At 69.0% G+C, this 14,452-nt stretch carries 15 protein-coding genes; 8 read left to right on the top strand and 7 right to left on the bottom strand.

The features are described from left to right. Nucleotides 1-90 precede the first annotated feature (90 nt). The 4 genes from dnaK to ACGFNK_RS07945 all read left to right on the top strand — a co-directional run bounded on the left by dnaK (nt 91) and on the right by ACGFNK_RS07945 (nt 4,404). Complete coding sequence (dnaK, locus tag ACGFNK_RS07960) at nt 91-1,953, top strand: molecular chaperone DnaK (protein WP_386342545.1); 1,863 nt, start codon at nt 91-93, stop codon at nt 1,951-1,953. Beyond that, nucleotides 1,950-2,672, top strand: a complete 723-nt coding sequence (gene grpE, locus ACGFNK_RS07955) for a nucleotide exchange factor GrpE (protein ID WP_393413014.1) — start codon at nt 1,950-1,952, stop codon at nt 2,670-2,672. The genes dnaK and grpE overlap by 4 nt, the downstream gene beginning before the upstream one ends. Before the next feature lie 75 nt (nt 2,673-2,747). Further along, a complete protein-coding gene (gene dnaJ, locus ACGFNK_RS07950) occupies nt 2,748-3,947 on the top strand; it encodes a molecular chaperone DnaJ (RefSeq protein WP_393413012.1) in 1,200 nt (399 codons plus the stop codon). Between the two features lie 7 nt (nt 3,948-3,954). After that, nucleotides 3,955-4,404, top strand: coding sequence for a heat shock protein transcriptional repressor HspR (locus tag ACGFNK_RS07945; RefSeq protein ID WP_165341470.1), 450 nt, complete (start codon nt 3,955-3,957; stop codon nt 4,402-4,404). A gap of 109 nt (nt 4,405-4,513) precedes the next feature. Here ACGFNK_RS07945 and ACGFNK_RS07940 read toward each other — a convergent pair whose 3' ends face one another. Next, a complete protein-coding gene (locus ACGFNK_RS07940) occupies nt 4,514-4,768 on the bottom strand; it encodes a hypothetical protein (protein WP_386342548.1) in 255 nt (84 codons plus the stop codon). 357 nt (nt 4,769-5,125) lie between these two features. On the opposite strand from ACGFNK_RS07940, the gene ACGFNK_RS07935 reads away from it, so the two are divergent. Both ACGFNK_RS07935 and ACGFNK_RS07930 read left to right on the top strand, forming a co-directional pair. Further along, entirely contained in the window at nt 5,126-5,578 is a 453-nt protein-coding gene (locus ACGFNK_RS07935; protein ID WP_393413009.1) for a helix-turn-helix domain-containing protein, read from the top strand. Between the two features lie 40 nt (nt 5,579-5,618). Next, complete coding sequence (locus ACGFNK_RS07930; protein ID WP_393413007.1) at nt 5,619-5,987, top strand: hypothetical protein; 369 nt, start codon at nt 5,619-5,621, stop codon at nt 5,985-5,987. 179 nt (nt 5,988-6,166) lie between these two features. Here the strand turns inward: ACGFNK_RS07930 and ACGFNK_RS07925 are convergent, their stop codons facing one another. Continuing rightward, nucleotides 6,167-6,739 carry a dihydrofolate reductase family protein gene (locus ACGFNK_RS07925; RefSeq protein ID WP_393413005.1) on the bottom strand — a complete coding sequence of 191 codons (573 nt, stop codon included), beginning with the start codon at nt 6,737-6,739 and terminating at the stop codon, nt 6,167-6,169. Nucleotides 6,740-6,967: 228 nt separating this feature from the next. Between ACGFNK_RS07925 and ACGFNK_RS07920 the strand changes: the two genes are divergently transcribed. After that, nucleotides 6,968-8,083 carry a sugar ABC transporter substrate-binding protein gene (locus tag ACGFNK_RS07920; protein WP_393413003.1) on the top strand — a complete coding sequence of 372 codons (1,116 nt, stop codon included), beginning with the start codon at nt 6,968-6,970 and terminating at the stop codon, nt 8,081-8,083. 91 nt (nt 8,084-8,174) lie between these two features. Here ACGFNK_RS07920 and ACGFNK_RS07915 read toward each other — a convergent pair whose 3' ends face one another. The 4 genes from ACGFNK_RS07915 to ACGFNK_RS07900 all read right to left on the bottom strand — a co-directional run bounded on the left by ACGFNK_RS07915 (nt 8,175) and on the right by ACGFNK_RS07900 (nt 11,898). Beyond that, nucleotides 8,175-8,450, bottom strand: coding sequence for a DUF1876 domain-containing protein (locus tag ACGFNK_RS07915; RefSeq protein WP_386342552.1), 276 nt, complete (start codon nt 8,448-8,450; stop codon nt 8,175-8,177). A 64-nt stretch (nt 8,451-8,514) separates the two neighbouring features. Beyond that, nucleotides 8,515-9,357, bottom strand: a complete 843-nt coding sequence (locus tag ACGFNK_RS07910; RefSeq protein WP_393413001.1) for a transglutaminase domain-containing protein — start codon at nt 9,355-9,357, stop codon at nt 8,515-8,517. Between the two features lie 7 nt (nt 9,358-9,364). Continuing rightward, nucleotides 9,365-10,297, bottom strand: coding sequence for an alpha-E domain-containing protein (locus tag ACGFNK_RS07905; protein WP_165341478.1), 933 nt, complete (start codon nt 10,295-10,297; stop codon nt 9,365-9,367). A 56-nt stretch (nt 10,298-10,353) separates the two neighbouring features. Then, entirely contained in the window at nt 10,354-11,898 is a 1,545-nt protein-coding gene (locus ACGFNK_RS07900; protein ID WP_393412999.1) for a circularly permuted type 2 ATP-grasp protein, read from the bottom strand. 347 nt (nt 11,899-12,245) lie between these two features. Between ACGFNK_RS07900 and ACGFNK_RS07895 the strand changes: the two genes are divergently transcribed. Further along, nucleotides 12,246-13,301, top strand: coding sequence for a LuxR C-terminal-related transcriptional regulator (locus ACGFNK_RS07895; RefSeq protein WP_393412997.1), 1,056 nt, complete (start codon nt 12,246-12,248; stop codon nt 13,299-13,301). Here ACGFNK_RS07895 and ACGFNK_RS07890 read toward each other — a convergent pair. Continuing rightward, entirely contained in the window at nt 13,243-14,208 is a 966-nt protein-coding gene (locus ACGFNK_RS07890; RefSeq protein ID WP_393412995.1) for a helix-turn-helix transcriptional regulator, read from the bottom strand. The two genes, ACGFNK_RS07895 and ACGFNK_RS07890, sit on opposite strands and share 59 nt — an antisense overlap. Nucleotides 14,209-14,452: the final 244 nt, after the last annotated feature.

Here is a 14,452-nt window from a genome sequence, read left to right as displayed (position 1 = left end):
TTGAGCCTCCCCCGCTCATGCCTTTTGACCCAGCGGTCGGCGTCGTGCACACTTGAGTCCGTTCCACTCAAGTCAGCTGGAGGAATCACAATGGCACGTGCGGTCGGCATCGACCTGGGCACGACTAACTCCGTCGTCAGCGTTCTGGAGGGCGGTGAGCCCACCGTCATCACCAACGCCGAGGGCGCCAGGACCACGCCGTCCGTCGTCGCCTTCGCCAAGAACGGCGAGGTGCTCGTCGGCGAGGTCGCCAAGCGCCAGGCGGTCACCAACGTAGACCGGACCATCCGCTCCGTGAAGCGGCACATGGGTACGGACTGGAAGATCGAGCTCGACAACAAGCCCTTCAACCCGCAGCAGATCTCCGCCTTCATCCTGCAGAAGCTGAAGCGGGACGCGGAGTCGTACCTGGGCGAGAAGGTCACGGACGCGGTCATCACCGTCCCGGCGTACTTCAACGACTCGGAGCGCCAGGCCACCAAGGAGGCCGGCGAGATCGCGGGCCTGAACGTCCTGCGGATCGTCAACGAGCCGACGGCCGCCGCCCTGGCGTACGGCCTCGACAAGGACGACCAGACGATCCTCGTCTTCGACCTCGGTGGCGGCACCTTCGACGTCTCGCTGCTCGAGATCGGCGACGGCGTCGTCGAGGTGAAGGCCACCAACGGTGACAACCACCTCGGTGGTGACGACTGGGACCAGCGCGTCGTCGACTACCTGGTGAAGCAGTTCGCCAGTGGCCACGGCGTGGACCTGGGCAAGGACAAGATGGCCCTCCAGCGCCTGCGTGAGGCCGCGGAGAAGGCCAAGATCGAGCTGTCGTCCTCCACGGAGACCTCGATCAACCTGCCGTACATCACCGCGTCCGCCGAAGGCCCGCTGCACCTGGACGAGAAGCTCACCCGCGCCCAGTTCCAGCAGCTGACGGCCGACCTCCTGGAGCGCTGCAAGACGCCGTTCCACAACGTCATCAAGGACGCCGGCATTCAGCTAAGCGAGATCGACCACGTCGTTCTCGTCGGTGGCTCCACCCGTATGCCCGCCGTCGCCGAGCTGGTCAAGGACCTGACCGCCGGCAAGGACGCCAACAAGGGCGTCAACCCGGACGAGGTCGTCGCCATCGGCGCCGCGCTGCAGGCCGGTGTCCTCAAGGGTGAGGTCAAGGACGTACTGCTCCTCGACGTGACCCCGCTGTCCCTCGGTATCGAGACCAAGGGCGGCATCATGACGAAGCTCATCGAGCGGAACACGACGATCCCGACCAAGCGGTCCGAGATCTTCACCACCGCCGAGGACAACCAGCCGTCCGTGCAGATCCAGGTCTACCAGGGCGAGCGCGAGATCGCGGCGTACAACAAGAAGCTCGGGATGTTCGAGCTGACCGGTCTGCCGCCGGCGCCCCGCGGTGTCCCGCAGATCGAGGTCGCCTTCGACATCGACGCCAACGGCATCATGCACGTGACCGCGAAGGACCTGGGCACGGGCAAGGAGCAGAAGATGACCGTCACCGGCGGCTCCTCGCTGCCGAAGGACGAGGTCGACCGGATGCGCCAGGAGGCCGAGAAGTACGCGGAGGAGGACCACGCCCGCCGCGAGGCAGCCGAGTCCCGCAACCAGGGCGAGCAGCTCGTCTACCAGACGGAGAAGTTCCTCAAGGACAATGAGGACAAGGTCCCCGGCGAGGTCAAGACCGAGGTCGAGACCGCTGTCGAGGAGCTGAAGACCGCGCTCAAGGGCGAGGACACCGCCGAGATCCGCACGGCCACCGAGAAGGTCGCCGCGGTCTCGCAGAAGGTGGGCCAGGCTATGTACGCCGACGCTCAGGGCGCGCAGGCCGCGGACGGCCCGGGCGGTCCTGAGGGTGCCGCCGAGGGTGGCGCGCAGGCCAAGGCCGACGACGATGTCGTCGACGCCGAGATCGTCGACGAGGACCGGAAGGACGGCGCGGCGTGACGGAGGAGACCCCGGGCTTCGACGAGCAGCAGCCGCAGCAGCCTCAACAGCCGCAGCAGGCTCAGCCTCAGCAGCCCGACGTCCCTTCCGGCGCCACCTCTGATGACGCGGAGCCGAAGGCCGCCCCTCAGGAGGGGGCGGCCCCGGCCGGGGACGCGGCAGCAGCCCAGCAGGCAGCACAGCAGACGGCGGCCCTGACGGCGCAGCTGGACCAGGTGCGTACGGCGCTCGGTGAGCGCACGGCGGACCTTCAGCGGCTCCAGGCCGAGTACCAGAACTACCGCCGCCGGGTCGAGCGGGACCGGATCCAGGTCAAGGAGATCGCCATCGCGAACCTCCTGACCGAGCTCCTGCCCGTACTCGACGACATCGGCCGCGCGCGGGATCACGGCGAACTGGTCGGCGGCTTCAAGTCGGTGGCCGAGTCGCTGGAGACCGTCGCGGCGAAGCTGGGCCTCCAGCAGTTCGGCAAGGAGGGCGAGCCCTTCGACCCGACGATCCACGAGGCCCTGATGCACAGTTACGCGCCGGACGTCACGGAGACGACGTGCGTGGCGATTCTGCAGCCGGGGTATCGCTTTGGCGAGCGCACCATTCGGCCCGCGCGGGTGGCGGTTGCCGAGCCGCAGCCGGGCGCGCAGACCGTCAAGGCCGACGAGGCGGATTCGTCGCAGTCGCCGGCCGACGACAAGGAGAACGGTGGCCCGGACGAGGGCTGACTTCGGCGCCGTACGGGGCGTACGAATGAACGTACGGACCGTACGGCGCGTGAGAAGGAAGGAGGGACGTCGAGGATGAGCACCAAGGACTTCATCGAGAAGGACTACTACAAGGTCCTCGGCGTCCCCAAGGACGCCACCGAGGCCGAGATCAAGAAGGCGTACCGCAAGCTCGCCCGCGAGTACCACCCGGACGCCAACACGGGGAACGCCAAGGCGGAAGAGCGCTTCAAGGAGATCTCCGAGGCGAACGACATCCTCGGCGACCCCAAGAAGCGCAAGGAGTACGACGAGGCGCGCACCCTCTTCGGCAACGGCGGCTACAGGCCGGGCCCCGGAGCGGGCGCCGGCGGCACGTTCAACTTCGACCTGGGCGACCTCTTCGGAGGCGGACCCGGCCAGGGCGGGGCGGGCGGTGCCGGCGGCGGATTCGGCGGCGGCCTCGGTGACGTCTTCGGGGGCCTGTTCAACCGGGGCGGCGCGGGCACGGGCACGGGCACGCGTACGCAGCCCAGGCGCGGCCAGGACATCGAGTCCGAGGTCACGCTGAGCTTCACGGAGGCGGTGGACGGCGCGACGGTTCCGCTGCGGATGTCCTCGCAGTCGCCCTGCAAGGCCTGTTCCGGCACCGGCGACGCGAACGGCACGCCGCGCGTGTGCCCGACGTGCGTCGGCACGGGGCAGGTGGCGCGCGGTTCGGGCGGCGGTTTCTCGCTCACCGACCCGTGCCCCGACTGCAAGGGCCGCGGTCTGATGGCGGAAACCCCCTGCGAGATCTGCAAGGGCAGCGGCCGGGCCAAGTCGTCGCGCACGATGCAGGTCCGGATCCCCGCGGGCGTCAGCGACGGCCAGCGGATCCGGCTGCGAGGCAAGGGGGCGCCGGGTGAACGGGGCGGTCCGGCGGGCGACTTGTACGTCATCGTGCATGTGGGCGCCCACCCGGTCTTCGGCCGCAAGGGCGACAATCTCACGGTGACGGTGCCGGTGACGTTCGCCGAGGCGGCGCTGGGCGGGGAGGTCCGGGTGCCCACTCTGGGCGGGCCGCCGGTCACCCTGAAGCTGCCACCGGGCACGCCCAACGGGCGGACGATGCGCGCCCGAGGCAAGGGCGCGGTCCGCAAGGACGGCACCCGCGGGGACCTGCTGGTCACCGTCGAGGTCGCGGTTCCCAAGGATGTGGCGGGCAAGGCGCGTGACGCGCTCGAGGCGTACCGCGAGGCGACCGCGGGCGAGGACCCGCGGGCGGAGCTGTTCCAGGCGGCGAAGGGAGCATGAGGACACCATGGATGGCCGTCGACGCAACCCGTACGAGCTGACCGAGGAAACTCCGGTGTACGTCATCTCGGTGGCGGCCCAGCTCTCCGGTCTGCATCCCCAGACCCTGCGCCAGTACGACCGCCTCGGCCTGGTCTCCCCCGACCGCACAGCCGGACGGGGCCGGCGCTACTCGGCCCGCGACATCGAACTGCTGCGCACGGTCCAGCAGTTGTCGCAGGACGAGGGCATCAACCTGGCCGGCATCAAACGCATCATCGAACTGGAGAACCAGGTCGCCGCCCTCCAGTCCCGCGTAGCGGAACTGCAAGCGGCCCTGGACGGCGCCGCCGCAGCGATGCAGCAACGCGAGGCCGCGGTCCACGCCTCGTACCGCCGCGACCTGGTCCCGTACCAGGACGTCCAGCAGACGAGCGCACTGGTGGTGTGGCGCCCGAAGCGCCAGCAGTCGGATTAGGGACAGCGCAACAGCGTGCAGGGGCCCGGAGGTTGATCGTCGATCCTCCGGGCCCCTTCATGTCGTACGACACCGACGTCGCCGATCGGATGTGTGCGTACGTCGGTGATCAGCGCCCCGCCGCCTGCCAAAGCGTCACCGCCAGGGCTATGCATGACGTGAGGGCTGCCAGGGACGGCAGGGGCCAGCGGGCGCGTTCCAGGGACTCGAGGCGGGTTTCGTGTTCGTCGAGAGTCTTGTCCGTCTGGTCGGCGCGCTGAAGGAGGAGGGCCAGGTCGCCACGGGTGGTGGCGAAGCCGACGTCTACCGAGCGGCGCAGGCGTTCCAGCTCCAGTGCGACTTCGTCGGCCTCAGTCGTCGTCATGGTCGGCCTCCGTCCCGGCGTCCTCGCGCAGCAGCCGGTCCGTACGAAACGTTCTGCGCGTGGCATCGGTCATCGTGGCGCTCCTCTCTCTTCAGCCTTCTCCGCTCTTCTTCGCCCCGAGTGTGGGAACATCTGTTCGATAACAGGGAGCGAGCGAATAGACTTGCATGGTGCGAGCGCGTACGCAAGTGACTACCCTCCGTGGAGGCGGGCGCGATGGTGACGCTCCAGGCCGTACGCCAACTGCCGCTGATCTGGCGGCCGTTGCCGAATCTCCACCGTTACGCGTGAGCGCGCACACACCTTGGTGCGAGGGCGATCGGTACGTTGTCCGCGCGACGAGGGGAGAGCGGACATATGCGTTCCAGCTCACGGGCCGATGCCCATTCAGATCGCAGATACCGGGCCGAGGGGCTCGACGAGTTCGCCGGCTGGATCGAGGAGTTGCTGCGCGGCCGTGGCTACGACATCGACAGCCCTCGTGGGGGCGGTCGTTCGAAGCTCGCCGACGATGCCGGGGTGCATCGGGCCGCCGTGAGCCGGCTGTTGCAGCGTCAGTCCATGCCCGACCTGGAGACGATGCGGCGTATCGCGGCCGTACTGGGCGTGCCGCTGCGCGAGATGCTCATCCGCTCGGGGCGGCTGACGGAGGACGACCTGCCGGTCGTCGCGGGCGGCGGGCACCCCGCGGCCGGGGACGGCCAATCGGCGCTGAGTCCCGAGGAGGCGGCTCGCAGGATGGGTGTTCCGCCCGAACTGCGGGAGCTGTTCGCCAAGGTGGCGAGGCAGTTCCTGCCGGAGGGCGATTGAGGCGAGGGGACAGCGCGAGGGAGTCGAGGGAGTGCGGCACATGGGGAATCCGGGCGGCGGCGGCCGGGGTGACGAGGCGGAACGCGTCTCCAGGCTGGTGGGCGAACTGCTCATCGGACTCGGCGAGAAGGTCCGGGCGGCCGGCCCGGAGGGCGTCCGCGTGCTCACCGAGGAGGAGCTGCAACGGCAGCAGCTGAACTGGTTCCGCGACGGCTGGCACGAGCACGCCCGCGCGACCGAACCGCCGGGCGCCGACGCCCCGTCGGCCCTCACCGATTCCGACTCAGGTGCGGACGACGGCCGGCGCCGGCACCCCGACAGCGAGCACTTCCCGCTCCCGCCGACCCGCCTCCTCCACTTCCCGGAACGCCCGCCGTTCGACGGACGCGGCGGACACGGCAGGGACTGACTGACTCAGGAGGCCCGTGCCCCGAAGGGGCGCGGGGCTGTGACATATGCGGCTCCGCCGCGATGGGGGTCCCCCGCTCGAGCGAAGTCGAGAGTGGGGGGAGGGGCCAGCCCCCACCGGCCCGCGCACGGCGGCGGAGCCGCATATCGACACGGCATCACCGTTCTCCAGCGGAGCGCTCAGGCGCCGGCTCGCTCGTAGCGCAGGAGCACGAGGCCGTTGCCGAAGGTGTGGGTCGCGGCGAGGCGGAGGTGGGTGGTGGCGTCCGATTCCGGGAAGAGGGGACGTCCGCGACCCAGGATGACCGGAACGACGTAGAGCAGGTACTCGTCGATCAGGTCGTGGCGGCGGAACTCCGCCGCGAGTTCCGCGCCGCCGATTCCGAGGTCGCCGCCGGGCTGCTCCTTGAGGGCCCTGACTTCCTCGGGCACGACTTCCCGTACGACGGTCGTGTTCCAGTCGGCGGGACCCGGCTCCAGGGTGCGGGAGTACACGATCTTCGGCATGTCCCGATAGATGGCCGCGAACTCGCGCACGGGCTCCGGAGCCGAGGGGTCCTCGTCGGCGGTCGGCCAGTAGCCGACCATAAGCTCGTGCATGACCCGTCCGTGCAGGAAGCCGCCCATCGGCTTGATGCGCTCGTTGAAGTGGCGGTGCACCTCGTCGTCGACCAGATGCCAGTCGAGCTCGCCGTTCGGACCCGCGAAGTAACCGTCGAGGGATACGGAAAAACTCAGCGTGATCTTGCGCATCGGGACTCCCGGGCTCGCCGTTGGTGAACTGCCGATGGACAGGCCATCACGCATGTTCCATCCCCGCCCGCCGGTCCTCCAGATCTTCACCTCTGCGTCTTCACAACAACCACGCAGAGTGCTGTTGTGATCTCGTTAGACAGAATTCCTTGACGCATTTGATACGCCCGCGTTGGCTTTTTGTCACCTGGGTCGCAAAACTGCGCTCTCGTTCGGAAGGCACCAGAAGTGAACAGCCGTATGCGTCGTATCGCCATATCCCTGGCCGTGTCCACCATGACTCTCTCGCTCGCCTCATGCGGTGTGCTCGAAAACAGCGCGGAGGGCGGATCGGCGAAGCCGACCAGGGGCGACGACATCACGGTGGGCCTGCTGCTGCCGGAGAAGGCGAACCAGCGCTACGAGAAGTTCGACCACCCCATCATCAAGAAGAAGGTCGACGAGCTGACCAGCGGCAAGGGCAGGGTCGTATACGCCAACGCCGACCAGGACGCCGGCGAGCAGAAGAAGCAGCTCCAGCGGATGGTCGACGACAAGGTCGACGTGGTGCTCCTGGACGCGGTGGACGCCAAGGACATCGCGGACGGCGTGCAGAAGGCGAAGGACGCGGACATCCCCGTCATCGCGTACGACCGGCTGGCCGAGGGCCCCATCGACGCGTACATCTCCTTCGACAACCAGCAGGTCGGGGAGGTACAGGGCCGGGCGCTGGCCGAGGTCCTGGACGGCGGCAGGTCCGAGAAGATCGTCATGATGAACGGTGCGGTCACCGACCCGAACGCGGCCGAGTTCAAGAAGTCCGCCCTCGCCGAACTCGGCAACAAGGTGACCATCGCCAAGCAGTACGACACCAAGGACTGGAAGCCGTCGAACGCGCGGGCCAACATGATGGCCGCGATCTCCTCCATCGGCGCCGGGAACATCGACGGGGTCTACTCCGCCAACGACGGCATGGCGGGCGGCATCGTCTCCGCCCTGAAGGCGGCCGGCGTGACCGACCTGCCGCCGATCACCGGCCAGGACGCGGAACTGGAGGCGGTGCAGCGCATCGTGGCCGGCGAGCAGTACATGAGCGTCTACAAGCCCTACCCCGAAGAGGCCGAGACCGCCGCGGAGCTGGCCGTGGCCGTGGCCCACGGCTGGGGCATCGAGTTCGACGCCCTCACCCGCGACAAGGTGGACAGCCCGACGACGGAGAACATCCCGGCCCACCTCGTCCTCGTCTCCCCCCTGACGAAGGACAACATCGAGGAGACGGTCATCGAGGACGGCATCTACAAGGTCTCGGACATCTGCACGTCCAAGTACGAGACGGCATGCGAGGAACTCGGCCTGAAGAAGTAGAGGTCCGGCTTTCGAGCAGGAGGAGGCGGGGGCGGGGGCGGGAGCCGGATGGTCCCGCCCTCACCGGGACGGCATCGCAACCGTCCCCACGTCACGCATCCAGTGGATGTGAGGTCCGGCCCGAGGCCTCGTCTATTTCGTCGTGGGCCTTGGTCAGGAGTTTCATGGCCAGTTCGTTCAGGGCCCTCGCTCCTGCCACTTCTTCGCCCACCCTTGGCTGGTTGGAGTCGGTGGGGTGGCGTTTGGCGTAGCCGTGGGCCCGCACTTCGCTTCCATCACGGAGCCGTACGAGGGCGGCGGCGCGGGTGCGCTGGTCGTCCTCCTCGAATTCCAGCTCCACGTGCCATCCGACAGCCGTGTGCGTCATCGCGATCACCTCCGGAGACGGCCGGCTACAGCTATCACCAACAGGATCCGCCCGCCTGCACCTCTTACGCCACCCGCGTGAACTCCACGGTCACCTCGGGCGGCCCTCCGGCCACTCCCCGGTACACCCCCTTGTGCGGGGTGACGTCGTCGTAGTCGCGGCCCCGGCCGACGACCACGTGGGACTCGTCGACGCGGACGCGGTTGGTGGGGTCGTAGCCGGTCCAGTCGCCCGCCCAGTACTCGACCCAGGCGTGGCTCTGGCCTTCGACGGGGCGGTGGAGCTCCGCGTCGCGGTCGGGGTGGAGGTAGCCGGAGACATAGCGGGTGGGCAGGCCGAGGGCACGCAGCAGGCCCGCCGTGAGGTGGGCGATGTCCTGGCAGACGCCCGCGCCCTGTTCCCAGGCCTCCGCGGCGGCGGTGTTCACCCCGGTGGAGCCGGGGATGTACCTGACGTGGTCGGCGACCATGGACGACACCGCCACCGCCGTCTCGTGCGGGTCGAGGCCGGCCGCGGCCGTGCGCGCTCGCTCGACGAGTGCGTCGGGCATGGTCGTACGGGATGTCGGCGCCGCGTACTCCAACAGGCGGGAGTTCGCGACCAGTTCGGCCACCTCCGCCCAGGTCGGGGCCGCCGGGAGCCCGCCCGGCGGGGCCGTCTCGACCAGGCTCACCGCCGTGATCATCAGGTCCGCGTGCGGTTCCATCAGGTCGAAGCCGGTGACCTGGGTGCCCCAGTAGTCCCAGTACGACCAGGTCGGGGTGGACGGGTTCACGAGGACGCGGGCGTCCAGCGTGGTCTGGCTCGGGAGCGTCAGCGGCGTCATGCGGACCTCGTTGTGGGAGGAGACCGCGGCCTGGGCGTAGGACACCTTCGTGGTGTGCCGGATGCGGAGTCTGCGCGTCATGGCGTGCTCACGCTCCTTCCTGGGCCCACTCGACGGGCCCCTGGTACGGGAAGAACTTCTCCGCGACCGCCTCGGCGGAGGCCATGCAGGATGTCTGCAACTCCCCGAGCAGGGACGGGAGTACGTCCTCGAGAGCTGTTGAGTCCTGGTATTCCAGCCGCGTGCGCATCCGTCCTATCGGGCGGCGCGCCGGATCCTGGCGCGGGCGGCCCAGCGCCGCCAGGCACTCCTCCGCCGTGGTCAGCGCGTGCAGCACCGAACGCGGGAACTCCCGGTCCATGATGAGGAATTCGGCCACGCGGGCCGTGTCCCCGAAGCCGCCGTACACCCGCGCGTACGCCTCGTCCGCCCCGCTCGCGCTCAGCAGCGTCGGCCAGTCCGGCGCGTGGGGGGCGTCCAGTACCCGTACGGACAGCAGCCGTACGGTCATGTCCACCCGCTCCAGGCTCCGGCCGAGGACCACGAAACGCCAGCTGTCGTCGCGGCTCATCGTCGAGTCGGCCAGGCCGAAGAAGAGCGCCGCCCGGCGGCGTACGAGTTCAAGGTAGGCGTACGGGCCGGTGCGGCGGGCCGCCATGCGCTGGTCGGCGAGGGCGTGCCAGGTGGAGTTGAGGCACTCCCACATCTCCGAGGAGACCGCCTCGCGGGCGCTGCGGGCATTGAGGCGGGCGGCCCCCAGCGCTCCCTCGATGGAGCAGGTCGAGCGGGCGTCGAAGGCCAGCTGGTCCAGTACCTGCTGCATGTCCACGCGTGTGTCGCCCGCGTCGACGCCGAGGATCGCGTACAGCGAGCGGCAGGCCACGTCCTCGTCCCGCCAGGGGTCCTCCAGCAGCCGGTGCAGATACGCGTCGAGGATGCGGCCGGTGGCGTCCGCCCGCTCGACGTACCGGCCCGTCCAGGTCAGCGCTTCGGCGATGCGGGAGAGGATCACGTCGTTCACGGCCGTACCTCCTCGATCAGTGTTCGCTCCGTCCGGGGGTGTCCGGTGCGTGGTCGTCACTGCTGTTGCGCCCCTTCCTGCTGGACGAGGCGTTCCCCGTCGGGGCCGAGCTGGCGCGGGGCGACGTCCGGTACGGTGCCGGGCTCCTCCGGGAGCGGCCCGCCCGTCGGACCCTCCGCGAGCACCCAGGTGTCCTTGGAGCCGCCGCCTTGGCTGGAGTTGACGATGAGGTTGCCCTCCTGGAGGGCAACCCGGGTGAGCCCGCCGGGCAGCACCCACACGTCGCTGCCGTCGTTCACGGCGAAAGGCCGGAGATCGATGTGGCGCGGCGCCATCCGGTCGCCCGCGAGGGTGGGGGACGTGGACAGGGCGACGGGACGCTGGGCGATCCAGCCGCGCGGATCGGCGATGACCTCTTTGCGTACGCGATCCAGCGTGGCCTTGTCCGCGTGCGGACCGATGACGATGCCCTGCCCGCCCGCCCCGTCGACCGGCTTCACGACCAGCTGGTCGAGCTGGTCGAGGACCGCCTCCAACTGCCCTGGTTCGTCGGGGCGAAACGATTCGACATTGGGGATGACGGGTTCCTCGGCGAGGTAGTACCGAATGAGGTCCGGTACGTACGTGTAGAGCAGCTTGTCGTCCGCGATACCGTTGCCCACGGCGTTCGCGAGTGTGACATTCCCCGCCTGGGCCGCGCTCATGATGCCCGGGCAGCCGATCACCGAGTCGGGGCGGAAGTGGAGCGGGTCGAGGAAGTCGTCGTCGAGCCGCCGGTATACGACATGGACCGGCATCTCGCCGCGTGTCGTCCGCATCCAGACGCGGTTCCCGCGGCACACGAGATCGTGGCCCTCGACGAGTTGCACGCCCATCAGCCGGGCCAGCAGGGCGTGTTCGAAGTAGGCGGCGTTGCTCGGGCCGGGGGTGAGGACGACGACGCGCGGGTCGCCGACCCCGTCGGGCGCGGCCGCGCGCAGCGCCGCGAGCAGGCGCTGCCCGTAGCCGTCGACCGGGCACACATGCTGCTCGGCGAAGAGGGAGGGGAAGATCCGGGTCATCGCGCGCCGGTTCTCGATGACGTACGAGACCCCGGACGGGACCCGAACGTTGTCCTCCAGGACCCGGAATTCGCCCGCCTCGTCGCGTACGAGATCGACGCCGGCGACATGGATGCGTACCCCGCCCGGTGGTTCCACACCGTGCGCGGCCCGGTGGAAGTGCCCGGAGTTGAGGAGGAGTCGCCAGGGCACCACCCCGTCCTCGAAGGCCCGGCGCGGTCCGTACGCGTCGGCGAGGTAGGCCTCCAGGGCCCTGACCCGTTGTGCGACCCCACGCTGGATCAGGTCCCATTCGAGGGCGTCGAGGACCCGGGGTACGAGGTCCAGCGGCCAGGGTCTTTCCTCGCCCGCGAAGGCGTAGGTCACGCCGCGGTCCGTGAACGCGCGTGCCATCTGGTCGGCCTTGAACCGGAGTTCGGCCGATTCCATCGGTTGAAGTGCTGCCAGCACCGGCTCATAGGCGGTCCTGACTTCACCCGGCCGCTCAAACATCTCGTCCCACGCATCGGCCAGCGCGTATGCGTCAAATATGTCCGCCATGGCCTGACGGTAGGTGCGGCAGGTAACAGGGTGATCACTCGGGGGTTTCGGGCAGCTCACGGGGACTTTCGTATTCCGCTACCGCTCCCGCGGTCCGTCCGGTTCAACAGAGGTATTCGGCCAAGGTGTGCTCTCAAGGCTCGGCACCGGTCGTAAGCCTGTCCACCATGCACCGAACGTGAGTGCTGGCATCGCCGTCATGTTGTTGCAATGGAGCATGCGGAGGTGCGGGCAATTCGCAACGTACTGGGGCATTGAGGTCCGTCTACGGGCCCGAGCCGTGTTGCGGAGGCGGGAGGCGCCGCGCATAGTTGCGCTGCGGACGGGGCTGGAACCAGGGGTGGGAGATGGTCGAGCGCGGGACGGACGGACATCCGCACGGGGCTGACCGGCTGTGCGAGGCCGGTGATCGGGTGTACTCCCGTGCCGTACGACGCGGCCGGGTGCCGCGTGCGGACGCCGACGCCGTGCCCTGCCTGGTCGAGCTCGCGCTGCTGCACCCCGACCCCGACGACATGAAGTGGCTGGTGCCGACCTCGCCGCAGGAGGTCATGACGCGGCTGCTGCGCGAGATGCACGAGCACGTCGCCGAGACGCAGTCCCGGATGGGCGCGGCGGTCGCCGCCTTCGAGTGGTACACGGAACTCGGCGGCCATGCCCAGGGTTACGCCGAGGGCGCCGCGATCCGGGTCCTCGACGGGCTGCCCCGTATCCGCGCCGCCGTGGACGAGGCGACCGAGGCGTGTACGACCGAGGTGCTGACCGTGCAGCCCGGCGGAATCCGCCGCGAGGACGAGCTGACGGAGGGGCTGCACCGTGCGATGACGTTGCGACGGCGGGGCGTACATATGCGGGACCTCTACACGCATGTGGCCCGGCACGGTCAGGGGCTGCTGAACTACATGGAGCTGATGGGCGACGCGGCGGAGGCCCGCACCCTCGACGAGGTCGTGGAGCGGCTGCTGGTGTTCGACCGCAGGGTCGCCTTCATCCCCGCGAACGCGGACCGCACGATCGCCCTCGAACTGCGGCACCCGGCCCTGGTCGACTACCTGGTGACCGTCTTCGAACGCTTCTGGCGCCTGGCGGTCCCCCTGACCGGCCCCCTCCCCGACACCGGCATCGAGGGCATCACGCACCGCGAGCGCTCCATCGCGGCGCTGCTCGCCGAGGGGCACCAGGACGCGGTGGTCGCCGAGCGCCTGGGCATCAGCGTCCGTACCTGCCGGGCGCACATCGCACGCCTCTCGGAGACGCTCGGTGCGGCCAGCCGTACGCAGCTGGGGGTCCGTATCGCCCAGGCCGGCCTCGACGGCCCGCCCCGCTCCACCGACCTGCTCCCGCTCACGGCTCCCGGCCCAGCTGATCGCTCGACTGCTCCAGAATCCCCGACTGCGCTATGAGAAAGCCGAGTTGGGCTCGGCTGCCGCTGCCGAGCGCGGTGGCGAGCTTCGCTATGTGGGCTCGGCAGGTGCGTACGTTCATGCCGAGGCGGCGGGCTATCGCCTCGTCGACGTAGCCCTCCACGAGCAGTTTCGCTATGGAGTGCTGGATGTTGGTGATGCCGTCGGGGGCGGTTTCGTAGGGGGCGTTGGCATCCAGGGGGACTGAACGGGCCCACATGAATTCGAAGACCTTGATCAGGTAGCGGACGAGTCCGGGATGACGGAGTTCGAGGGCGACCTGCCCGTCGTCGCGCGTGGGGATGAAGGCGACGGTCTCGTCGCAGATGATGAGTCGCTCGACGAGTTCGTCGATGGTGCGGTACTCCACCTTGCCGCTGGAGAACTGGGCCACGTAGGCCAGTGTCTCGGGGCTGTGGCGGGCCGTGTGCTGGTAGAGCGTCCGGATGCGGCAACCCCGTTCGATCAACGGCCTGTCGCGCTCCAGCGCTTGAGTGAGGGTGTGCTCGAGACGGCGGCGGCTCGGCTGGACCGTGAGCATCTCGGACTGGCACTGGGCCGTGGCCAGATCGAGTGCCGCATTGATCCGCTCTATGCCCTCCAGCACCGTGATCGAGTGAGTGGTCGACGTCGCCTGGGCGCTGAGGGCCATGAACGGCTCGAAAGCGTCGGCGAGCTCGATCGACAGCTGCCTTCGCTTGCTGATCTCGCGCTCTATGGGGTGCAGCCGCTGAGCCAGGGCGATCGACGGGGGAACCGGGCGCAGCCAGTTCGCATCGTCGGGGTCGGGGTGAAGCAGGGTGAACTCCATCAGACAGGGAGCGGACTCCACGTCCGTGCGGGCGATGCGTCCCGTACGCAGAGCGTTCCCATAGAGACGGCGGCCCTCCTCGCACAGCTCAGTCACCGCATGAGGATGTGTCTGCTTAGTCTCGCTTGTCCCCAAATCTCCACCCCCCAGGGTCCTGAACGTGCAGGAACATGATGCATCCATTCGGTGGCCATGACGTGCCTGAATGCGCCATCGTCGTAATCGACGGGGGAGAGGTGACCTTCAAATGAGGACGAAGCCGACTATGCATAAGAGAATGCTTCGCTCGGCGCTTGCCGCCGCCTTCTCCGCCGTTGTGGCCTTCGGGGTGCTGAGTGGC

The organism is Streptomyces sp. NPDC048825 (assembly GCF_043198355.1).
Classification (GTDB): Bacteria; Actinomycetota; Actinomycetes; order Streptomycetales; family Streptomycetaceae; genus Streptomyces; species Streptomyces xiangluensis.
This window is presented reverse-complemented; position numbering and strand designations above follow the sequence as displayed.